The sequence below is a fragment of the Pseudomonas marginalis genome (genome assembly GCF_900105325.1).
GTDB classification, from domain to species: domain Bacteria; phylum Pseudomonadota; class Gammaproteobacteria; order Pseudomonadales; family Pseudomonadaceae; genus Aquipseudomonas; species Aquipseudomonas marginalis.
Genome location: NZ_FNSU01000003.1, coordinates 511027 through 532226, shown reverse-complemented (window position 1 = coordinate 532226; position 21200 = coordinate 511027). Strand labels below are relative to the sequence as shown.

Here is a 21200-nt window from a genome sequence, read left to right as displayed (position 1 = left end):
GCTTGCCGGCAGTTTACGCCAAAATATTACGCAGGTACAAAGTCCGAGTAATTTTGTCGGAAAAGACGCTGACCTCTGTCAGAGGTTTTCATAACGGTTCATATCCAGCACCCCCTCTTCCACCGGCGTCGTCTCGCGGATGTACTGGGACAAATCGTGGAAATACTGCCAGAACAACGGGTGGCTGCGGCGCACGCCCCAGCGGTCGACAATTTTCTCAAAGCGATTGGCGTCCTTGGCCCGCTCCATTTCGGCGACGAATTCGGGCACTTCCTGGGCAGGGATGTTGAACATGAAGTTCGGGTAACTGCTGAGCACTCCAGGGTAAAGGGTCAGTGTGTCCAGGCCCGGCTGATAGCGATAAGCCTCGCCCAGCAGAAATGCCACGTTACTGTGAGCACGATTGCGCAGCAGGCTGTAGACCACGCGCTTGCCGCTGGCGGTTTCGACGCGCAGCATCGTCGCTTCGGGTAACTGGTCAATCACCTTGAGCCCCGCCGCAGGGCGTGAAGTCAGGCGGCTGAGCGCCTGTTCGGCGTCCTGCAGCGCCGGGTCGATACCGTCGCGCGAACAAAACGCGCCCCCGCAACGGTTGATCGGATCCGGGCTGGCATTCAGGTCACCGTAGCGGGCAAGCAACTGGTTGGCGAAGTCGCGCTTGGGGTCCTTTTTATCCAGGTGCAAGGCAGTAGGCGTGTCGTCGTCGATGGCTTCGTAATCCAGCCACAGCTTGATCTTGCCGCTGTTCTGGTACCAATCATCCATAAACGCATCGCGGCTATCGGCCGGCATCAGGCGCAGGAAGTTCTGCTCGGCACCGTTGCGGATCAGGTCGAAGTACAGCCGGGTCTGGGCCTGGTGCGATACGTTGCCGAACACATCGAAATTGACCACCAGTTGGTAATAGGTGCGCTCGAGCAACGGATAGTCGAACAACCACAGTGTCTGCGGGACTTCACCAATCAGGCCCTTATTGACCGAGGCGCTGTCGAAGTGGCGGAAGATGCTTAACAGGGCATTGTCATTGCCGGCCCACAGGGTCGACCAACTGGGTGCCGGCAACTCGGCATAGCTGTCTCGCCGCAGGGCTTCGTACTGGTTGCGCTTATCGCGGTATTCGAGCCACAGGCTGAGCACACTGCCCACATCGTCATTCTGCCCTGGCATCGCCAGCAACGGCGTGACCTGGCCGCGATAGCGCGCATCGGTGACGTACAGGTCGTGGTCGGGCGCCTGGAACAACGCCCAGAAATTGTCGCGGATCACGTCCGTGGCAATTTGCCCGCGGCACACCGGCCCGCGAATAAAGGTGCGCACAAAGTACTCGGCGTTATCCAGCATGAACTGGTAGCGCGCCTGGGCCGGAATCGCCTCGAATGTCTCGAAAGGGTTGGCACGGCGGCCGGGGCCGTAGCCCGGCAAGGCGCTGGCCTGCCAGTCACCGCTGTAGAACAAGGCTTTGACCCGCGCCATTTTCTCTGCGCTGAGGGGGTATGTGATGTGAGTCTTGTGGACGATCACCCCTTGTACGGGCCACAGGCGGTAGTACACGCGGGTGCCGGGATCGTCATTGGGACGTCGGGTGTTGATCAGGTCAATCGGCTGGCCGCTGGGGGTACGCGAGCGCACCCACTGGAAGAAATGCCCCGGCTCACCGCCTTCGAAATACAGATGCGCAATAAACAAATGCTCGAACAGCCAACGGGCTACCAGGCTTTCCCGGGCGCCGGGGGCGTTGAACAGGCTTTCCCATTGCAGCACCTGCGCGGCTTCCTGGGCACTGGGGGCCACACCTTGCTCGTCAATCGGTGCACCGGAGGCCAGCCAGCGTTGCAGGGTCTGGTACTGCTGGTCGCTCAGGCCGGTGACCGCCAACGGCATGCCCTCCTTGGGATGAGCACCGGCATAGGCGTTGAACTCGCCCGGCGTGGCGCACATGTTTTCGCGGCTCAGGCCCAATACGATCTCTTCGGGCAACCTGGCATTGGGCTTCAGCGCTGCGGTATGCCCCAGCTCCAGCATGCGCGCCATCAGCGCCGCCTGGCTGCCCTGGGCGTCGAGAACCGAATAAAAACCCTTCTGCTGCCACGCCTGCTTGCCGAAGGCGTCATAGAACAAGCGCGTGGTGGGTGTGGCCTGGCTGCGCTCGCCGTCGTACACCGGCACTTTGGTCGCACCGCGCGCCGCGCCCTCGGCACTGCCCAGGTTCAGTTGGCAGGCCGAGTCGTAGCACGCATGGCAAGCCACGCACTTCTCGGTGAAGATCGGTTGAATATCGCGCGTATAGGAGATCGCCTGGGGGGGACCTTCCGCCAGAGCGGTACTGGCTATCAATGCCAGGACGGCGCTGACGATAAGACGAAGTGACATGTATCCGGTCCCGATTCAAGGCGTGCGGTTTAAAGTGGCGGTGATTCTACCGGGCCATGCCCCCTCTCAACATGAGCGATATTCATGCAAAACCCGGACATGCCGCAAATCCGCACAGGTTTGTTATGATCCACGCCCTCCGTAATGCCTGACCAGAGTAGTCCCATGTCCGATCGTAGCGCTCGTCTGCAAGCCCTTCACCACGCCCTCAAGGAACGCATCCTGATCCTCGACGGCGGCATGGGCACGATGATCCAGAGCTATAAACTGGAAGAACACGACTACCGCGGCAAACGCTTCGCCGACTGGCCGAGCGACGTCAAGGGCAACAACGACCTGCTGGTGCTCACCCGCCCGGACGTGATCGGCGGGATCGAGAAGGCCTACCTGGATGCCGGAGCCGACATCCTCGAAACCAACACCTTCAACGCCACCCGTATCTCCATGGCCGACTACGGCATGGAAGAACTGGCCTATGAACTGAACGTCGAAGGCGCACGCCTGGCGCGCAGGATCGCCGATGCCAAGACCGCCGAGAACCAGGCCAAGCCGCGTTTCGTCGCCGGCGTCCTCGGCCCGACCAGCCGCACCTGCTCGCTGTCGCCCGATGTGAACAACCCCGGCTACCGCAACGTCACCTTCGATGAACTGGTGGAGAACTACACCGAGGCCACCCAAGGCCTGATCAAGGGCGGTGCCGACCTGATCCTGATCGAGACCATCTTCGACACCCTCAACGCCAAGGCCGCGATCTTCGCCGTGCAGGGTGTGTTCGAAGCGCTCGGTATCGAATTGCCGATCATGATCTCCGGCACCATCACCGACGCCTCCGGCCGTACCCTCTCGGGCCAGACCACTGAAGCCTTCTGGAACTCGGTCGCCCACGCCAAGCCGATTTCCGTGGGCCTGAACTGCGCCCTCGGCGCCAGCGAGCTGCGCCCGTACCTGGAAGAGCTGTCCAACAAAGCCAATACCCATGTGTCCGCGCACCCCAACGCCGGCCTGCCCAATGAATTCGGCGAGTACGACGAATTGCCGTCGGAAACCGCCAAGGTCATCGAAGAGTTCGCCCAGAGCGGCTTCCTCAACATCGTCGGCGGCTGCTGCGGCACCACCCCGGGCCATATCGAAGCCATCGCCAAGGCCGTGGCCGGCTACGCGCCGCGCCCCATCCCGGACATCCCCAAGGCCTGCCGTCTGTCGGGCCTGGAGCCGTTCACGATTGATCGCAGTTCGTTGTTCGTCAACGTCGGCGAGCGCACCAACATCACCGGTTCTGCGCGTTTCGCCCGCCTGATCCGCGAGGACAACTACACCGAAGCCCTGGAAGTCGCCCTGCAACAGGTGGAAGCCGGCGCCCAGGTGATCGACATCAACATGGACGAGGGCATGCTCGATTCGAAGAAGGCCATGGTGACCTTCCTCAATCTGATTGCCGGCGAGCCGGACATCTCCCGCGTACCGATCATGATCGACTCCTCCAAGTGGGAAGTGATCGAAGCCGGCCTCAAGTGCATCCAGGGCAAGGGCATCGTCAACTCCATCAGCATGAAGGAAGGGGTCGAGCAGTTCATTCACCACGCCAAGCTGTGCAAGCGCTACGGCGCCGCCGTGGTGGTGATGGCGTTCGACGAAGCCGGCCAGGCCGACACCGAAGCGCGCAAGAAGGAAATCTGCAAGCGCTCCTACGACATCCTAGTCAATGAAGTCGGCTTCCCGCCGGAAGACATCATCTTCGACCCGAACATCTTCGCGGTCGCCACCGGCATCGAAGAGCACAACAACTACGCCGTCGATTTCATCAACGCCTGCGCCTATATTCGCGACGAGCTGCCGTATGCGCTGACCTCCGGTGGCGTGTCCAACGTGTCGTTCTCGTTCCGTGGCAACAACCCGGTGCGTGAGGCGATCCACTCGGTGTTCCTGCTGTATGCGATCCGCAACGGCCTGACCATGGGTATCGTCAACGCCGGCCAGTTGGAGATCTATGACCAGATCCCGGCCGAGCTGCGCGATGCCGTGGAAGATGTAGTCCTCAACCGCACCCCGGAAGGCACCGACGCCCTCCTCGCCATTGCCGACAAGTACAAGGGCGACGGCAGCGTAAAAGAAGCCGAGACCGAAGAATGGCGCGGCTGGCCGGTCAACAAGCGCCTGGAACACGCGCTGGTCAAGGGCATCACCACCCATATCGTCGAAGACACCGAAGAATCGCGGCAGTCGTTCGCGCGCCCGATCGAAGTGATCGAAGGCCCGCTGATGTCCGGCATGAACATCGTTGGCGACCTGTTCGGCGCCGGCAAGATGTTCCTGCCCCAGGTGGTGAAATCCGCCCGCGTGATGAAGCAGGCCGTGGCCCACTTGATCCCGTTCATCGAGCTGGAAAAAGGCGACAAGCCGGAAGCCAAGGGCAAGATCCTGATGGCCACGGTGAAGGGCGACGTGCACGACATCGGCAAGAACATCGTCGGCGTGGTACTCGGCTGCAACGGCTATGACATCGTCGACCTCGGCGTAATGGTGCCGGCCGAGAAGATCCTGCAGGTGGCCAAGGAGCAGAAGTGCGACATTATCGGGCTGTCCGGCCTGATCACGCCGTCCCTGGACGAGATGGTGCATGTGGCCCGCGAGATGCAGCGCCAGGATTTCCACCTGCCGCTGATGATCGGCGGTGCGACCACCTCCAAGGCGCACACGGCGGTGAAGATCGAGCCCAAGTACAGCAACGACGCGGTGATCTACGTCACCGACGCCTCCCGTGCGGTGGGCGTGGCCACGCAGCTGCTGTCCAAGGAATTGAAGGCCGGCTTCGTCGAGAAGACCCGCCTGGAATACATCGACGTGCGTGAGCGCACCTCCAACCGCAGTGCGCGCACCGAACGCCTGAGCTACCCGGCGGCCATCGCCAAGAAGCCGCAGTTCGACTGGAGCACCTACGCGCCGGTCAAGCCAACCTTCACCGGTTCCAGGGTGCTGGACAATATCGACCTCAACGTCCTGGCCGAGTACATCGACTGGACCCCGTTCTTTATCTCCTGGGACCTGGCCGGCAAGTTCCCGCGCATCCTGACCGATGAAGTGGTGGGTGAAGCCGCCACCGCGCTGTACGCCGACGCCCAGGAAATGCTCAGGAAACTGATCGACGAAAAACTCATCAGCGCCCGTGCGGTGTTCGGTTTCTGGCCGACCAACCAGGTGCAGGACGATGACCTGGAAGTCTACGGCGAAGACGGCCAGCCGATTGCCAGGCTGCACCACCTGCGCCAGCAGATCATCAAGACCGACGGCAAGCCGAACTTCTCCCTGGCCGACTTCGTCGCGCCCAAGGACAGCGGCGTGACCGACTACATCGGTGGTTTCATCACCACCGCCGGCATCGGCGCCGAGGAAGTGGCCAAGGCCTACCAGGACGCGGGTGACGACTACAACTCGATCATGGTCAAGGCCCTGGCCGACCGCCTGGCTGAGGCCTGTGCCGAGTGGCTGCACCAGCAGGTGCGCAAGGAACACTGGGGCTACGCCAAGGACGAGCAACTGGACAACGAGGCGCTGATCAAGGAGCAGTACAGCGGCATCCGCCCTGCCCCCGGTTACCCGGCGTGCCCGGACCACACCGAGAAAGCCCAGTTGTTCCAACTGCTCGACCCCGAGGCCCGCGAAATGCAGGCTGGGCGCAGCGGCGTGTTCCTCACCGAGCACTATGCGATGTTCCCGGCGGCGGCGGTCAGCGGCTGGTACTTCGCCCACCCGCAGGCGCAGTACTTTGCCGTCGGTAAGGTCGACAAGGACCAGGTGACCAGCTACACCGCGCGCAAGGGCCAGGACCTGGCCGTGACCGAGCGCTGGCTGGCGCCGAACCTGGGCTACGACAACTAAGCCGGCCTGGATTGTCTATGCTGTCCCTCACACACCTTGTGTCGAGGGACGTATGGACGATCCAGTCAACAACAAGCCGCCGACCTTCTGGCAGATGCTCCACAGCGTCATGGCCGCTGCGTTTGGCGTGCAGAGCGGCAAGAATCGCGCCCGCGACTTCACCCACGGCAAGCCCAGCCACTTCGTGATCCTGGGCATTCTGTTCACAGCAGTATTCGCCTTGACGCTGTTCGGCATCGTCAAACTGGTGCTGCACCTGGCCGGCGTCTAGCGCAGCAGCAGGTGCAGGCTGAACGGGTAACGATAGGACACGGGCTTGTCCTGGGCGGACAACGCGCGGAAATTCACCGACGGTGTCGGCCCCAACAAGCGCCGCGCCTGGCCGGCATCGATCAATTGGAATAGCGCCAACTGCCGGTCGCGTCCGCCATAGGCGCCAATGTCCAGGCCCTTGGCATCGTCATGGACCAACACCATGGCCCAGCCGCCCACGGTGAAATGCCCGGCGACCAGGGACGACAAGCGTCCATCCAGGCGTGCCTGCAGGATCTCCGGCGAGCTGTTGACCGCGCTGAACAGCACGTCCCTGCCCGGTAACCGCCCACTGCCCTGCAGCGCCTGCATGGCGCCCAGCGCCATCTGATCGTTGGCCGACCACACCAGCGCCGTCTGCGGGTAGCGCTTGAACAGTTGCGTCGCTTGTTCGAAGGCGCGTTCGCGGTTCCATTCGCCGTAGACCAACTGACGCAGGCGCACCTCGGGATGCTCGGCCAGCGCCCGACGCATGCCGCGCTCACGCAATTGCGCCCCCGGGGTGGACTTGGTCCCGGAAAACGCCAACAGGTCGAGGGGCTCGCCCGGCGCAACCGGACCGTGCTGGCGCAACAGATCACGGAGCATCAGGTAGCCAGCCTGTTCATCGTCAGCCACCAGGCTGCCGATCAAACGGATGCCACGGCGGGTTCCCAGCAATTGCGCCTGATCGGATGTCAGCGCGCTGTTCACCAGCAGCAGCTTGACGCCACTGCCCTCGGCCATGCGCAGGATCTGCGGTGCAACGTACTGCTCATTCACCAGCACCAGGTAATCGGGCCGCTGGCTGCCTTGCAGCACCTCACGCGCCTGAGCCAGCGTGTTGCCGGCATCACGCTCGCCATAACGCACGCGCAAGTCCAGGCCGAGGTCCTTGGCGGCGGCCTGCATGAATTGCGCGTAGCTGACCCAGAAGGTTTCCGTCGACATGCCCGGGTTGAGAAACACCACCGACGTTGCATGAGCCATCACCCCATACGTCGATCCCAGCAACCAGACACACGTAATCAACACCTTCAACATGGATGCTTGAGCCTCGAAAATAGGCCGCCATGATAGTGGCAATGCCTGAACCAATCGAGGCTCAATCAACGTCCTTTATTGGTGGCTGACCCAGAAAACGGCCGTTCCCACCACCAGAATGATCAGGAACAGAATGGCCCAGGCATCAACGGTACTGTCAGGTTTACGGGCTTTGGTCGGATTGCTCATTGCATCGCCTCTTGTCGGTTTTATAGGTGATTGCACTCAAACACGATCACAGTAAAGTTCACGATTGCCCGCATGACAAATGTGGGTATCGCGATAACCTTTCTCATTAGTCATTTTGGTTATGTGCATATACTCAAACATCACTTTTGCGCATAAACGCAAACTGGTATCGTGCGCCGGCTCCGTTGGGAGTGCGCGGCCGTGCGCGCAGATTTGCCGAGAACAGGACCTATATGTACGTATACGACGAATACGATCAGCGCATCATCGAGGACCGCGTCAAGCAGTTCCGTGATCAGACCCGACGCTACCTAGCAGGTGAACTGAGCGAAGAAGAGTTCCGCCCTCTGCGCCTGCAAAATGGCCTTTATGTCCAGCGCTTTGCGCCGATGCTGCGGGTGGCTGTGCCTTATGGCCAACTGACTTCGCGCCAGACCCGCATGATGGCCAGGATTGCCCGCGACTTCGACAAAGGCTATGCCCACATCAGTACCCGCCAGAACGTACAGTTCAACTGGCCGGCCCTGGAAGATGTGCCGGACATCCTGGCTGAACTGGCCACCGTGCAGATGCACGCCATTCAGACCAGTGGTAACTGCCTGCGCAACGTGACCACCGACCAATTCGCCGGGGTTGCCGCCGACGAGCTGATCGACCCACGCCCGTGGTGTGAAATCGTCCGCCAGTGGACCACCTTCCACCCCGAATTCGCCTACCTGCCACGCAAGTTCAAGATCGCCATCAATGGCTCGACCTCGGACCGTGCCGCCATCGAAGTACACGATATCGGCCTGGAGCCGGTGTACAACGCGGCTGGCGAGCTGGGTTTCCGTGTCCTGGTGGGTGGCGGCCTGGGCCGTACCCCGGTGGTCGGTGCGTTCATCAACGAGTTCCTGCCGTGGCAGGACCTGTTGAGCTACCTCGACGCCATCCTGCGGGTCTACAACCGCTACGGCCGTCGCGACAACAAATACAAGGCGCGGATCAAGATCCTCGTCAAGGCACTGACCCCTGAGGTGTTCGCCCAGAAAGTCGATGCCGAGATGGAGCACCTGCGCGGCGGCCAGACCACCCTGACCGAAGCCGAAGTGCACCGTGTGGCCAAGCACTTCGTCGATCCCGAGTACAAGGCGCTGAGCAATCAGGACGCCGAGCTCGTAGCGCTCGACCAGCAGCACCCGGGCTTTGCCCGCTGGCGCACCCGCAACACCCTGGCGCACAAAAAGCCGGGCTATGTGGCGGTGACCCTGTCGCTGAAACCGACCGGTGTGGCACCGGGCGACATCACCGACAAGCAGCTGGACGCCGTCGCCGACCTGGCCGAGCGCTACAGCTTTGGCCAACTGCGCACCTCCCACGAGCAGAACATCATCCTCGCGGACGTTGAGCAGAGCCAACTGTTCACCCTGTGGGGCGAACTGCGCGAAGGCGGTTTCGCCACGCCGAACATCGGCCTGTTGACCGACATCATCTGCTGCCCGGGCGGCGATTTCTGCTCCCTGGCCAACGCCAAGTCGATCCCGATTGCCGAATCGATCCAGCGCCGTTTCGACGACCTGGACTACCTGTTCGACATCGGCGAGCTGGACCTGAACATCTCCGGTTGCATGAACGCCTGTGGTCACCACCACGTCGGCCATATCGGCATCCTGGGCGTGGACAAGAAAGGCGAAGAATTCTACCAAGTGTCCCTGGGTGGCAGCGCCAGCCGCGATGCGAGCCTGGGCAAGATCCTCGGCCCGTCCTTCGCCCAGGAAGCCATGCCTGAGGTGATCGGCAAGCTGATCGACGTGTACATCGAACAGCGCACCGAAGATGAGCGTTTCATCGACACCTACCAGCGCATCGGCATTGACCTGTTCAAGGAGCGCGTCTATGCAGCGAATCATTAAGAACAACGAAGTCCTCGACGAAACCTGGCACCTTTTGCCCAAGGACGCGAGCTTCGACGGCATTTCCAACTGCGACGACCTGATCGTGCCGCTGGCGCTGTGGCGCGAACATGGCCACGCCCTCAAGGCTCGCGACGGCGGCCTGGGTGTGTGGCTGGACGCCGATGAAGAAGCCGAAGAGATCGGCGCTGACGTGGAACACTTCCAGGTCATCGCCCTGAACTTCCCGGCCTTCACCGACGGTCGCAACTATTCCAACGCACGCTTGCTGCGTGACCGCTACGGTTACAAAGGCGAGCTGCGGGCCATTGGCGACGTGCTGCGCGACCAGCTGTTCTACCTGCGCCGTTGCGGGTTCGATGCCTTCGCCTTGCGCGCCGACAAAGACCCGTACGAGGCGCTGGAAAGCCTCAAGGACTTCTCGGTGACGTACCAGGCAGCAACGGATGAACCGCTGCCGCTGTTCCGTCGTCGCTGAGTATCAAATGTGGGGTGGGGGGTTGCTCCCGTGACGGCTCGGGAGCTGACGACTCTCTAACTGATGCCCCGCGCTAAATGTGGGAGGGGCGGTGCGACGATTCGACTTGCCCCCGATGGCGGCCTCTGGGCCGACCATGTGCTTGGGTTGGAATGAGTACATATCCGTTGCTGCGGCAACGGCTACTTAGGGTTCCGCTCTTACAGCGGGTCACTTTTGGAAGAGCGCCAAAAGTCCACCAAAAACGCTTCGCCCCACCACTCGGCACCTCGCCCAGGCTCGGTGTGCCCGTAATCCGACAGTGATTTTTTGGGGGCCCGCCTGAGATCAAGATTAAAGCAAGATCAAGGGCCGCTCGCTTCGCAGATCCACGAGGCGCACGGCTACTTGCTCAGCCAGTTCCTTTCCCTGCACTGACCGCTGGCGCGCCCCCCTGGCTGGCGCTGGTGCGCGACCAGTGGTTTATCGCCCGGCGCACCCGGCAATACCGCGCGTCCATGACGCAATCTTCACATTAAAGGCGGAGCATTCGCCGTGATCGAACTGTCCCCTATTGATCAGCCGCTTTTAACCTCACTGACGATTGGAGTTCTTCATGGCGAAAATCAACCTGGCCCAGCAATTGGCGACCACCCTTGAACAGGCGGGGATCAAGCGCATCTGGGGCCTGACCGGCGACAGCCTCAACGGTCTCACCGACGCCCTGCGCACCATGGACAGCATCGAGTGGATGCACGTGCGCCACGAAGAAGTCGCCGCCTTCGCCGCCGGTGCCGAAGCGGCGGCCACGGGTGAACTGACGGTGTGCGCCGGCAGCTGCGGGCCGGGCAACCTGCACTTGATCAATGGCCTGTTCGATTGCCATCGCAACCATGTGCCGGTGCTGGCGATTGCCGCACAAATCCCCTCCTCCGAGATCGGCCTGAACTACTTCCAGGAGACCCATCCCCAGGAACTGTTCAAGGAGTGCAGCCACTTTATCGAGCTGGTCACCAACCCCGAACAGATGCCGCACGTGCTGCACCGTGCCATGCGTTCGGCGGTCCTCAACCGCGGCGTGGCGGTGGTGGTGATTCCGGGGGACGTATCGTTGCTGGAAGTCGAAGACAAGCTCAAGCCCTGGCCGGCCCTGCACGCACCGCGCACCCTGCCGGCGGAACAGGACCTGCAGCGCCTGACCGAGATCCTTGAAAGCAGCGAGAAAGTCACCCTGCTGTGCGGCAGTGGCTGCGCCGGTGCCCACGATCAAGTGGTGGCCCTGGCCGACACGCTGGGGGCACCGGTGGTGCACGCCCTGCGCGGCAAGGAGCATGTGGAATGGGACAACCCATTCGATGTGGGCATGACCGGCCTGATCGGCTTCAGCTCCGGCTACCACGCCATGCTCGACTGCGACACGCTGATCATGCTCGGCACTGACTTTCCGTACCGCCAGTTCTACCCCGCCGATGCCAAAATCATCCAGGTCGACCGCAACCCGCAGGCCCTGGGCCGTCGCGCCACGCTGGACCTGGGCATCGCTGCCGATGTGAGCGAGACCCTCGACGCGCTGCTGCCGCGCCTGACCCGCAACACCGACCGCAGCTTCCTCGAGACCTCGCTGAAGCACTACGAAAAAGCCCGCCAAGGCCTGGACGACCTGGCGCAACCGTCAAAGGCCAACCGGCCGATCCACCCGCAGTACGTGGCGCGTTTGCTCAGCGAACTGGCGGACGACGATGCAATCTTCACAGCCGACGTGGGCTCGCCGACGGTGTGGGCGGCGCGCTACCTGAAGATGAACGGCAAGCGTCGCCTGATCGGCTCGTTCAACCACGGCTCCATGGCCAATGCCATGCCCCAGGCGATCGGTGCGCAGGCAGCCTTTCCTGGGCGCCAGGTGATCTCGATGTCCGGCGACGGCGGGTTTGCCATGCTGATGGGGGATTTCATTTCACTGGCGCAGTTGAACCTGCCCGTCAAAGTCATCGTGTTCGATAACTCGTCCCTGGGCTTTGTCGCCATGGAAATGAAGGCCGCGGGCTACCTGGATGCCGGCACCGAGCTGAAAAACCCGGACTTCGCCGCCATGTCCAACGCCATGGGCATCCTCGGCATTCGCGTGGAGCAATCCGAAGACCTGGAACCGGCCCTGCGCCGCGCCCTGGCCCATGATGGCCCGGTGCTGGTGGATGTGGTGACGGCCACCCAGGAACTGGTGATGCCGCCGAGCATCAAGCTGGAACAGGCCAAGGGCTTCAGCCTGTACATGCTCAAGGCGGTGATGAGTGGGCGTGGAGATGAAGTGATCGAGTTGGCGCGGACTAACTGGTTGCGCTGATCCAACACTGAGGGAGGGGGCACGCCCTAACTCCAAAACCTGTAGTGAGCGGGCTTGCCCCGCGCTGGGCTGCGCAGCAGCCCCAAAACACAGCCCCGGACCTGCCTGGCACACTGCAGCGCTCTTATTGGGGCTGCTGCGCAGCCCAGCGCGGGGCAAGCCCGCTCACCACAGTTACAGTGTTCATCCTTAACTGACTGGCGTCAGGGCTTGCCCCTCCCACAGTGGACAATGGCGCAGATTCAAGCTGTCTGTTTTTCTACCCATTTGCCGTAGGCATCAATAAATGCCTGCAGGAACGGCCTGGTCTTTTCCGACACCTTGCCGGCGTCATCGAACACGCTGCCCGCTCCGCCCAGGTAGGCTTCCGGCTGCTGCATGCATGGCACATCGAGGAACACCAGGGACTGGCGCAGATGGTGGTTGGCGCCAAAACCGCCAACGGCGCCCGGGGATACGCTGATGATCGCCCCCGGCTTGCCGCTCCAGGCGCTTTGGCCATAAGGACGGGAGCCGACGTCAATCGCATTCTTCAACGGCGCGGGTACGGAGCGGTTGTACTCCGGTGTCACAAACAACACCGCGTCGGATGAACGTACCTGCTGACGGAAAGTACTGTAGGCTGCGGGCGGCGATGCCCCGTCGATGTCCTCGTTGTAGAGCGGCAAATCGCCAATTTCCACAATGTTCAACTTCAGGTTGGCGGGGGCCATTTCGGCCAGTGCCAGGGCGACCTTGCGGTTGATCGAGTCTTTTCTCAGGCTGCCAACCAGGACGGCAATCGTGTAGACCTTGCTCATTGGGTTTCTCGACGTCTGACTAAGGGAGCTTGTAGTTATAAAGGCTTCGCAGTGCGTTCACCAGAAGGTTTTGATAATCCTCCAGACGTTTGGCCCGCGATTTGATGCGTAGGAACCGTCTGAAAATGTCAGCGAATAGTATTTTTTTTCAATAGGTAAACTCCCCCTCTTTATGACGGTCTACAGCACCGCGAATTGAGTGTTTATCTCCAGAGGTTCTAAACAGATGGCAGCAGTACTAGTCGGACAGTTTCATGCCAGAGACGCAGAAGGACGCGTGTATTCGGTGCATGAGTTCCAGGAATCCAACCCGGCGCAAGGCGACCTGGCTGGCTCGGCACCCACCACCACCTACAAGCTGGCCATTGGCGACCGGGTAGAAAAACTCGAAGGCGATGAGTTCAAGCTGATTCAGTCGGGGACCATTATCGTCCGCGAATCGCAGACCGTCCTCGCCTCATAAGCTTGATCGCCCAGGCGTACCTGCTCAGTCCCGGCCATTGACGGCATCGACTGGGCCGGGCGGTCACGGGCTGCGAATTTCCGTCACTTCAAGCCCCGACTCACCGTCCACTTGCTTGAGCGTCACCATCAACCGGCCCCGCTCGCCTTCCACCGCGTACATCACCCGCCTGTAGCCCGGCGAGTTGTACCCCGGATACGCCACCACCTGCTTGACCTGCGTCATGCCCAGCACCGTGCCGACCTGCGCGGCGACTTGCTCCTGGGCACGGATAAATGCCTCAAGCGTGAGGTTTTCCGGAGCTGATTCATCGTGATTGCTGAAGAGATAAGCAGCCACGCACCCTACGGTCACCAGGACCAGCAGTTGCTTGACCGTTACCCCGAGAACTGTCGAGGGCAGAGGCATAGGAGACCAGACCTGTTTTTGTTGTATGTGCCGGTAATCGGCATTGGTCGTTGATGATCAGACTCGCCATTCTAGTGAGGTCCTGGCTGAACGCCAGCGACATACGCGACCCACACCGTCTTTTTTGCGCACGACGGCATGCACCATTGAATCCCCACGGCGCTGCACATAGACTCCGGCCATGCGTTTACGTCATATCGAAGTGATTCAGGCCATCCTGCAGACCGGACACCTCGGCACCGCCGCCGAATGGTTGCAACTTCCCGTGGGCGATGTAGACGCGGCACTCAAGGAGGCCGAGCGGCAATTGGGCTTCATGCTGTTTGCCAGTGTGCGCGGGCGTTTGCAGGCGACACGGGAAACCCTGGAGTTGCAGGCAGAAATAGCCCATGTGTACGAAGCCCTGGAACCGGTGCAACGCCTGGCCAGCCGCTTGAAACACCATCACGCCCCCACCCTGCGCGCCTTGTGCACGCCGCCCCTGGCCAATCAACTGCTGCCCCAGAGCATCGCGCTGCTGCGCCGACGCTTCCAGGACACGCCGTGCAACCTGTCGAGCCAGCCAACCCGGGAAATCGTGCGCAGCCTGCTGCTGCACGAGGCCGAGGTGGGCCTGAGCCTGCATGACCCGGAACATCCGCAAATCCACAGCACGGTGCTGGCCCAAGGCAAATTGCAATTGCTGGCGCCCCACGGCTGGCTCAAGCCCAAGCAGAAGTACATTGCGCTGCAGGACCTGGCCGGGCAAGCGATGATCGGGCTTGAAGGACACGACCCGCTCAGCCGTCTGCTGGACGCCAAGCTGCAAGCCCTGCGCCCGCTGCCGGTGGTGCAGACACGGGTGCAGACCTACCAGATGATGCGCAGCATGGTGGAAGCCGGCGAAGGCCTGGCGATAGTCGACCCATTCACCGCGTTTGGCGCGCGTGAGGCGGGTTTGGATACATGCCCGGTATCGCCGCCGATCCTGGTCAGCCTATATGCGCTGACACTCAAGGATGGCGTGACCTCGCCTGCGCTGAATGCGTTGCTGGAGATCGTCACGCAAAAGGCCCAGGGCCTGCTGGAAAGTTAACGCCGCTCGGCGTCGGTCTTGAACAATCGATACCAGAAAATCGCCACTTCACGGGTTTGCGGGTCGATGCCGCGATAGCGCAGGTGATCGATCCCGCCCATCACGTAGCCGCAACGCTCATACAGACGGCAGGCACCCAAGTTGTTGTTCTGGGTTTCCAGCATCATGCCCGGCAGGTTTTTCTTGCGGCTCCAGAACTGCGCCACATCCAGCAGCGCCTTGGCCACCCCGTGCCGACGGGCAGGCAAGGCCACCGCCAGCTCGTCAACGTGGGCAAAGCCGTTCCAATTGGTGCTGACCACGATATGCCCGACCGCACGATCATCCAGGTAGGCCATGAAGATCGCACTGTCCGGCGCATCGCGAAAACTGGCGAATTCTTCCGGGTCGATGCCATAGCACTTGCGGTACGGCACGATGCGCTCCACGGGCCATTGATCGACCCGCCTGCCCATCTCCGGCACGCCATAGGCACTGACCTCAAAGCTGAAATCATTGCCCCACACATAGGCGTCGAAGCCCTCGTCGGCGACCCGCACACTGAGCCCTGGATACTTCGGGTTCATTACAGCTTGCATAAACATCCTTAACCCTTGATGCAATCGACGGTGTAACAACGACCACTGCCGTCATCTTCGTGTTGTAACCCGTGAACATCGGCAACAAAACCGGGGAAACTGCTATCGAACGTCCGGGCAAACGCCAGGTAGTCGATGATCGACCGGGTCGACTCGGTAAAGCGCTCGCCCGGCATGATCAACGGAATGCCCGGCGGATAAGGCACCAGCATCACGGCTGCAATGCGTCCTGGCAAGGCATCAATGGACACGGCCTCCACTTCGCCCCTTACCAATTGGTCATAGGCGTCGGCGGGTTTCATCGCGATTTCCGGCAACACCGTGTACATGCGCTTGAGGTGCCTGGCGGTGGCGTTGCTGCGGTAACAGCCGTGCAATTGATCGCACAGGTCGCGCAAACCCAGGCCCTGATAGCGCGCCGGGCCCTGGGCAAACACCGATGGCAAACAACTGGCGAGGCTGACATTCGCGTCGTAACTGCGCTTGAACTCCAGCAACTCGGTGAGCAAGGTACTCCATTTGCCCTTGGTGATGCCCATGGAAAACAACACGAGGAACGAATACAGCCCGGTCTTTTCCACCACCAGCCCACGCTCCCAGAGGAATTTGCTGACCACCGCGGCGGGAATCCCATGCTCGCTCAAGGCACCGCCGGCCGTGAGGCCGGGCATCACCAGGGTCACTTTGATCGGGTCCAGCAGCACGTAGTCTTCGGCCACGTCACCAAAGCCGTGCCAGTCATCCTGCGGCTGCAACAGCCAATCCGCCGTGGCGACGCGGTCGATGCCCGCCACCGACGGCGGCTGCCAGATGGAGAACCACCAATCTTCGGCGGCGATATGCTGGCGCAGGTTGGCCAGGGCGCGGCGAAAACTCAGGGCCTCGTCGAACATTTCCTGCAGCAGCGAGCGCCCGGCCGGGCCTTCCATCATCGCCGAGGCGACGTCCAGCGAAGCAATGATGCTGTACTGCGGCGACGTGGAGATGTGCATCATGAAGGCTTCATTGAAACGGTCGCGGTCCAGTTGACGCGCGCCGCCGTCCTGCACATGGATCATCGAGGCCTGGCTGAACGCCGCCAGCAGCTTGTGGGTGGAGTGGGTGGTGAACACCAGCGGGCTGTCCGGGGTACGCGAGGTGCCCATGCCGTAGCGCCCGGCAAAGAACTCGTGGAACGCCGCATAGGCGTACCAGGCTTCATCGAAGTGCAGCACCTCGACACTGTTGCCCAATTGCTGCTTGATCAGCTCGGCGTTGTAGCACAGGCCGTCGTAGGTGGAGTTGGTGACCACGGCCAGCTTCACCTTGGGGGGCCGGCCGCGGGTCAAGGGGCTGGCGTCGATCTTGGCGCGGATCGATTCCGGGCTGAACTCGCTCAGGGGAATCGGACCGATGATGCCCAATTCGTTGCGCTCCGGGCACAGGTACAGCGGGATGGCACCGGTCATGATGATCGAATGCAACACCGACTTGTGGCAGTTGCGGTCCACCAGCACCAGGTCATCGCGCCCGACCATGGAGTGCCAGACGATCTTGTTGGCGGTGGACGTGCCGTTGATCACGAAAAAGGTATGGTCGGCGCCGAAGTTGCGCGCGGCGCGGGCTTCGGCTTCGGCCAGGGGCCCGGTGTGATCCAGCAGCGAGCCCAGTTCGGGCACCGAGACCGACAAGTCCGAGCGCAGGGTGTTTTCCCCGAAGAACTGATGAAACGCCTGCCCCACCGGACTTTTGCGATAGGCCACGCCACCGCCATGGCCGGGGGTGTGCCAGGAATAGTTGGAGTCGGCGGTGTGTTGCACCAGCGCCTTGAAGAATGGCGGCAGCAGGCCATCCAAATATGTGCGGGCAGCACGGGCCACCTGGCGGGCGAGAAACGGTACGGTGTCTTCGAACAGGTAGAGAATGCCGCGCAGCTGGTTGAGTTCGCTCATGGCATCGGCCGGGGCGTTTTCCAGGGTGACCTGCTCGCCCAGGGCAAAAATCGGCAGGTTCGGCGCCCGCAGGCGGGCCAGGCGGATCAGCTCGACCATGTTTTGCAGCAGGTGGGTATTCTCACCGGCGCCTTCGGCGGCGATCAGCATGCACGCCAGGCCGTGATGGGTCGACGCCACCAGCCGGCCTTCGGCGTAGTCCACGGCGGAAAAGATACTGAAGCCCTCTTGTTCCAACTCCCGGGCGATGCCCCGAACCCGGTCGCCGGCAACGGTGTCGGCCTTGATGTCGCGGTGCACGATAAGCACGGGGAACTTCAGGTCTTTGTACATGAGGGCGTGTAGTCCTGAGGGCTATGCACTCAAGGGTAGAAGCTCGGGGACGATGACGCGAATGAAGATTCTGAAAGCAATGGAGGTCAACCCTGGGAGGGGGCTTGCTCCCGATGACGGTATGCCAGCTCATATTTGATTGGCTGATACACCGCTATCGGGGCAAGCCCCCTCCCACATTTTGATCATACCTACGCAGGGCTATTGTTGTGTTAGCTGGGTCCACAACGCCGGCGCACCCGCCGACTTCGCAATAGCCTCCAACCGCGCCGCATGCTCGGCCAGATCCTGCTCGCTGGCGCGAATGATGGTGGTGGGCTTGCGATCGGCCGGCAGGCGGCGGATTTCCGAAGGGCGGTTGCCCGAGCCTTCCGCCGAGCCAGCGCCGTCGGAGGCATTGCCGGCCAGGGACAGGCTGGTCTGCCCGCCGGTCATGGTCAGGTAAACGTCGGCGAGAATCTCGGAGTCGAGCAAGGCGCCGTGGAGTTCACGGCCGGAGTTGTCGACGCCATAACGTTTGCACAAGGCATCGAGGCTGTTGCGCTGGCCCGGGTGACGCTCACGGGCCATCATCAAGGTGTCGAGGATCGAGCAGTGCTTGGAAATATCCGCACGATCCGTCTGCCCCATCAGGGCAAATTCGTTATTGATGAAGCCGACGTCGAACGCCGCGTTATGGATGATCAACTGGGCGCCGTTGATGAATTCGAAGAACTCATCGGCCACTTCGGCGAAACGCGGCTTGCCCTTGAGGAACTCGTCGGTGATGCCGTGGACGCCGATGGCGCCTTCGTCACTGTCGCGGTCCGGTTGCAGGTAGACGTGGAAGTGACGACCGGTGAGGCGCCGACCCATGAGTTCGACACAGCCGATTTCAATGATCCGGTGGCCGTCGGTCACCGGCATGCCGGTGGTTTCGGTATCGAGTACAACAGATCGGATGGCCATCAGGGTTCAGCTCTCAACGGTGTGGTGTGCAGTGTGGTGTGAGTCAAGGAGCGCGATGTTAACACGTCAACCAGCATCAGCTCTGCTTGTAGCCCCGCACTTCGTCCACACCTCTATTGGCAAGCTGGTCGGCGCGCTCGTTACCCGGATGGCCGATGTGCCCGCGCACCCATTTCCAGGTGATGTCATGGCGGTTGCATTGCTCATCGAGCAATTGCCACAGGTCGGCATTCTTGACCGGCTCCTTGGCCGCGGTCTTCCAGCCGCGCTTCTTCCAATTGACCATCCACTCGTTGATGCCTTTCATCACGTATTGCGAGTCGGTGACCAGCAGCACGTTGCAGCGGCGCTTGAGTTCTTCCAGGCCGCGAATGGCGCCCATCAGTTCCATGCGGTTGTTGGTGGTGTTGGCTTCGCCGCCCCACAACTCCTTCTCTACGCCCTTGCACACCAGCAAGGCGCCCCAGCCGCCGGGGCCGGGGTTGCCCTTGCAGGCGCCATCGGTGAAGAGTTCTACGCTATCGGTCATCGGTTACATCCATCAAGACGGGCAGGTCTGAAATCAAAAAAGTTCTACGGTTCGCTTTGCTTGCGGTTGACCTTGGCCATCGGCATCGGCACCAGTTTGCCCATGGGCTGGCGCAGCACCTGGCGCACCGGCCGCAACCCGACCACGATCTTGCGCGCCACCAATAAATAGAAGCCGCCACCCGACAGTTGCCAGGCGCCCGCGCGGCGTTCCCAACCGGCCAGGCGGCCTTGCCACTTGGCCGAGGCAAGCGGCGGACGATAGCACCCGAAGCGGCGTTTCTCCAGCGCGAAGCCCAGCAGGTTCAGCCAGTCCCCGACCCGTGATGGCGAGATGCAGCGCGCCTGACGCAGGCCATCATGGGCGAACACATGGCGCAGGCCCCAGCTGCTCCAAGGGTTGATGCCGATAATCAGCAAATGGCCACCAGGGCGCACGCTGCTCGCCGCTTCACGCAGCAGACCGTGGGGCGACAGGCAGAAATCCAGGCCATGCTGCAACACCACCACATCGGCGGCGTGCTCGCTCAATGGCCAGGCCTGTTCTTCGCAGACAATCTCCACCCCCGGCAACGGCGCGCCCAGGCGCACGTTGCGTTGCACCTGGGGCGCGGCGGGCGGGGTCTGGGCCGACGGACCGTAATGCACCAGGTAGCCGCCAAAGAAACGACCCAACTCGTCTTCGAGCATGCGCCGTTCTTCATCCAGCAGAAATTGCCCGATGGGCCCGGACAGCCATTCACGGGCTGCGCCGATCAGGGCCAGCCACTCAGGATCGGCCTGGGCGAACGCTTTATCAGTCATTGCATTCTCCAACTCGCCTAGACGTTCTAAGATGCACCAATGTGTTCAGCTTGGCGAATCGAAGAATGATACAGATCAGTGCCCTGCCCGCCTTCACCGATAACTACATCTGGTTGCTGCAGGACCCGCAGACCCAACGGTGTGCCGTGGTCGATCCCGGCGATGCCGCGCCGGTACTGGCCTGGCTCGAGCAAAACCCGACGTGGACCCTCAGCGACATCCTGATTACCCACCATCACCACGATCATGTCGGCGGTGTCGAGCAACTCAAGGGTGTGAGCGACGCCAAGGTGTATGGTCCGGCCAACGAGACGATCCCGGCGCGGGACATCGCGCTGCAGGATAACGACCGCATCAGCGTGCTGGGCTGGGACTTCGACGTCTATGCCGTGCCCGGCCACACCCTGGGCCATATCGCCTTCTACCACCAAGGCGTGCTGTTCTGTGGCGACACCCTGTTCGCCGCCGGTTGTGGCCGCCTGTTCGAAGGCACGCCGGAACAGATGCACACCTCCCTCGAGCGCCTGGCCGCCCTGCCCGCCGATACCCTGGTGTACTGCACCCACGAATACACACAAAGTAACCTCAAGTTTGCCCAGGCGGTGGAACCGCAAAATGCCGACATCTCCGAACGGGTGGAAAACGTCCGTCAACTGCGGGCCCGGGGCGAGATGACGCTGCCTTCCAACCTGGCCCTGGAAAAGCGCACCAACCCCTTCCTGCGTACCTCTGAAACATCCGTTAAACAAAAAGCGGACGAACGGAATGGCCGCGACAACCGCTCTGGGGCCGAGGTATTTGCTAGCTTGAGGGCGTGGAAAGATAAGTTCTAAAGGGACGCAATCTGATACGTAATTTCTGAATGGTTGACC

The 21200-nt window shown here is 61.7% G+C and carries 17 protein-coding genes; 8 read left to right on the top strand and 9 right to left on the bottom strand.

Features of this window, described 5'->3' with window-relative positions; all coding sequences use genetic code 11:
- Nucleotides 1–78: 78 nt before the first annotated feature.
- On the bottom strand, nt 79–2370 hold the full coding sequence (locus BLW22_RS11765) for a fatty acid cis/trans isomerase (RefSeq protein ID WP_074846400.1): 2292 nt from the start codon (nt 2368–2370) through the stop codon (nt 79–81).
- A gap of 165 nt (nt 2371–2535) precedes the next feature.
- Between BLW22_RS11765 and metH the strand changes: the two genes are divergently transcribed.
- Complete coding sequence (gene metH, locus BLW22_RS11760; RefSeq protein WP_074846398.1) at nt 2536–6246, top strand: methionine synthase; 3711 nt, start codon at nt 2536–2538, stop codon at nt 6244–6246.
- A 52-nt stretch (nt 6247–6298) separates the two neighbouring features.
- Nucleotides 6299–6517, top strand: a complete 219-nt coding sequence (locus BLW22_RS11755) for a DUF2970 domain-containing protein (RefSeq protein WP_027606482.1) — start codon at nt 6299–6301, stop codon at nt 6515–6517.
- Here the strand turns inward: BLW22_RS11755 and BLW22_RS11750 are convergent.
- Nucleotides 6514–7581: an ABC transporter substrate-binding protein gene (locus BLW22_RS11750; RefSeq protein ID WP_065927909.1), complete on the bottom strand. Its 1068-nt coding sequence runs from the start codon at nt 7579–7581 to the stop codon at nt 6514–6516. The genes BLW22_RS11755 and BLW22_RS11750 overlap by 4 nt on opposite strands.
- A gap of 422 nt (nt 7582–8003) precedes the next feature.
- Between BLW22_RS11750 and BLW22_RS11745 the strand changes: the two genes are divergently transcribed.
- From BLW22_RS11745 to poxB, 3 genes are all read left to right on the top strand, one after another.
- A complete protein-coding gene (locus tag BLW22_RS11745) occupies nt 8004–9662 on the top strand; it encodes a nitrite/sulfite reductase (RefSeq protein WP_074846396.1) in 1659 nt (552 codons plus the stop codon).
- Nucleotides 9646–10140, top strand: a complete 495-nt coding sequence (locus BLW22_RS11740) for a DUF934 domain-containing protein (RefSeq protein WP_003235539.1) — start codon at nt 9646–9648, stop codon at nt 10138–10140. The genes BLW22_RS11745 and BLW22_RS11740 overlap by 17 nt, the downstream gene beginning before the upstream one ends.
- Nucleotides 10141–10735: 595 nt before the next feature.
- Nucleotides 10736–12460 (top strand): ubiquinone-dependent pyruvate dehydrogenase, encoded by a 1725-nt coding sequence (poxB, locus tag BLW22_RS11735; RefSeq protein ID WP_065927910.1) that lies wholly within the window; start codon nt 10736–10738, stop codon nt 12458–12460.
- A 242-nt stretch (nt 12461–12702) separates the two neighbouring features.
- Here poxB and BLW22_RS11730 read toward each other — a convergent pair whose 3' ends face one another.
- Nucleotides 12703–13260, bottom strand: a complete 558-nt coding sequence (locus BLW22_RS11730; protein WP_027606488.1) for an NADPH-dependent FMN reductase — start codon at nt 13258–13260, stop codon at nt 12703–12705.
- Nucleotides 13261–13486: 226 nt separating this feature from the next.
- Between BLW22_RS11730 and BLW22_RS11725 the strand changes: the two genes are divergently transcribed.
- The gene (locus BLW22_RS11725) at nt 13487–13723 is read left to right on the top strand and encodes a hypothetical protein (RefSeq protein WP_065927911.1); all 237 of its coding nucleotides are present in this window, start codon (nt 13487–13489) and stop codon (nt 13721–13723) included.
- 63 nt (nt 13724–13786) lie between these two features.
- Here the strand turns inward: BLW22_RS11725 and BLW22_RS11720 are convergent, their stop codons facing one another.
- Nucleotides 13787–14131, bottom strand: coding sequence for a hypothetical protein (locus BLW22_RS11720; protein ID WP_074846394.1), 345 nt, complete (start codon nt 14129–14131; stop codon nt 13787–13789).
- A gap of 181 nt (nt 14132–14312) precedes the next feature.
- Between BLW22_RS11720 and BLW22_RS11715 the strand changes: the two genes are divergently transcribed.
- Nucleotides 14313–15206, top strand: a complete 894-nt coding sequence (locus BLW22_RS11715) for a LysR substrate-binding domain-containing protein (protein ID WP_065927913.1) — start codon at nt 14313–14315, stop codon at nt 15204–15206.
- On the opposite strand, the gene BLW22_RS11710 is transcribed toward BLW22_RS11715, so the two are convergent.
- From BLW22_RS11710 to BLW22_RS11690, 5 genes are all read right to left on the bottom strand, one after another.
- A complete protein-coding gene (locus tag BLW22_RS11710; protein WP_027606492.1) occupies nt 15203–15772 on the bottom strand; it encodes a GNAT family N-acetyltransferase in 570 nt (189 codons plus the stop codon). The two genes, BLW22_RS11715 and BLW22_RS11710, sit on opposite strands and share 4 nt — an antisense overlap.
- 20 nt (nt 15773–15792) lie before the next feature.
- Entirely contained in the window at nt 15793–18048 is a 2256-nt protein-coding gene (locus BLW22_RS11705) for an Orn/Lys/Arg family decarboxylase (protein ID WP_074846391.1), read from the bottom strand.
- 201 nt (nt 18049–18249) lie between these two features.
- A complete protein-coding gene (dnaQ, locus tag BLW22_RS11700) occupies nt 18250–18990 on the bottom strand; it encodes a DNA polymerase III subunit epsilon (protein WP_162844274.1) in 741 nt (246 codons plus the stop codon).
- Between the two features lie 82 nt (nt 18991–19072).
- On the bottom strand, nt 19073–19525 hold the full coding sequence (rnhA, locus tag BLW22_RS11695) for a ribonuclease HI (RefSeq protein ID WP_003173571.1): 453 nt from the start codon (nt 19523–19525) through the stop codon (nt 19073–19075).
- A gap of 44 nt (nt 19526–19569) precedes the next feature.
- Nucleotides 19570–20328 carry a class I SAM-dependent methyltransferase gene (locus BLW22_RS11690; RefSeq protein WP_053134936.1) on the bottom strand — a complete coding sequence of 253 codons (759 nt, stop codon included), beginning with the start codon at nt 20326–20328 and terminating at the stop codon, nt 19570–19572.
- A 65-nt stretch (nt 20329–20393) separates the two neighbouring features.
- On the opposite strand from BLW22_RS11690, the gene gloB reads away from it, so the two are divergent.
- Nucleotides 20394–21161, top strand: a complete 768-nt coding sequence (gene gloB, locus BLW22_RS11685; protein ID WP_074846388.1) for a hydroxyacylglutathione hydrolase — start codon at nt 20394–20396, stop codon at nt 21159–21161.
- Nucleotides 21162–21200 lie beyond the last annotated feature (39 nt).

Excerpts from the sequence above, each read along its gene's own strand:
- BLW22_RS11765 (WP_074846400.1), bottom strand. The coding sequence starts at position 2,370 with ATGTCACTTCGTCTTATCGTCAGCGCCGTCCTGGCATTGATAGCCAGT.
- metH (WP_074846398.1), top strand. The coding sequence starts at position 2,536 with ATGTCCGATCGTAGCGCTCGTCTGCAAGCCCTTCACCACGCCCTCAAG.
- BLW22_RS11755 (WP_027606482.1), top strand. The coding sequence starts at position 6,299 with ATGGACGATCCAGTCAACAACAAGCCGCCGACCTTCTGGCAGATGCTC.
- BLW22_RS11750 (WP_065927909.1), bottom strand. The coding sequence starts at position 7,581 with ATGTTGAAGGTGTTGATTACGTGTGTCTGGTTGCTGGGATCGACGTAT.
- BLW22_RS11745 (WP_074846396.1), top strand. The coding sequence starts at position 8,004 with ATGTACGTATACGACGAATACGATCAGCGCATCATCGAGGACCGCGTC.
- BLW22_RS11740 (WP_003235539.1), top strand. The coding sequence starts at position 9,646 with ATGCAGCGAATCATTAAGAACAACGAAGTCCTCGACGAAACCTGGCAC.
- poxB (WP_065927910.1), top strand. The coding sequence starts at position 10,736 with ATGGCGAAAATCAACCTGGCCCAGCAATTGGCGACCACCCTTGAACAG.
- BLW22_RS11730 (WP_027606488.1), bottom strand. The coding sequence starts at position 13,260 with ATGAGCAAGGTCTACACGATTGCCGTCCTGGTTGGCAGCCTGAGAAAA.
- BLW22_RS11725 (WP_065927911.1), top strand. The coding sequence starts at position 13,487 with ATGGCAGCAGTACTAGTCGGACAGTTTCATGCCAGAGACGCAGAAGGA.
- BLW22_RS11720 (WP_074846394.1), bottom strand. The coding sequence starts at position 14,131 with ATGCCTCTGCCCTCGACAGTTCTCGGGGTAACGGTCAAGCAACTGCTG.
- BLW22_RS11715 (WP_065927913.1), top strand. The coding sequence starts at position 14,313 with ATGCGTTTACGTCATATCGAAGTGATTCAGGCCATCCTGCAGACCGGA.
- BLW22_RS11710 (WP_027606492.1), bottom strand. The coding sequence starts at position 15,772 with ATGAACCCGAAGTATCCAGGGCTCAGTGTGCGGGTCGCCGACGAGGGC.
- BLW22_RS11705 (WP_074846391.1), bottom strand. The coding sequence starts at position 18,048 with ATGTACAAAGACCTGAAGTTCCCCGTGCTTATCGTGCACCGCGACATC.
- rnhA (WP_003173571.1), bottom strand. The coding sequence starts at position 19,525 with ATGACCGATAGCGTAGAACTCTTCACCGATGGCGCCTGCAAGGGCAAC.
- BLW22_RS11690 (WP_053134936.1), bottom strand. The coding sequence starts at position 20,328 with ATGACTGATAAAGCGTTCGCCCAGGCCGATCCTGAGTGGCTGGCCCTG.
- gloB (WP_074846388.1), top strand. The coding sequence starts at position 20,394 with ATGATACAGATCAGTGCCCTGCCCGCCTTCACCGATAACTACATCTGG.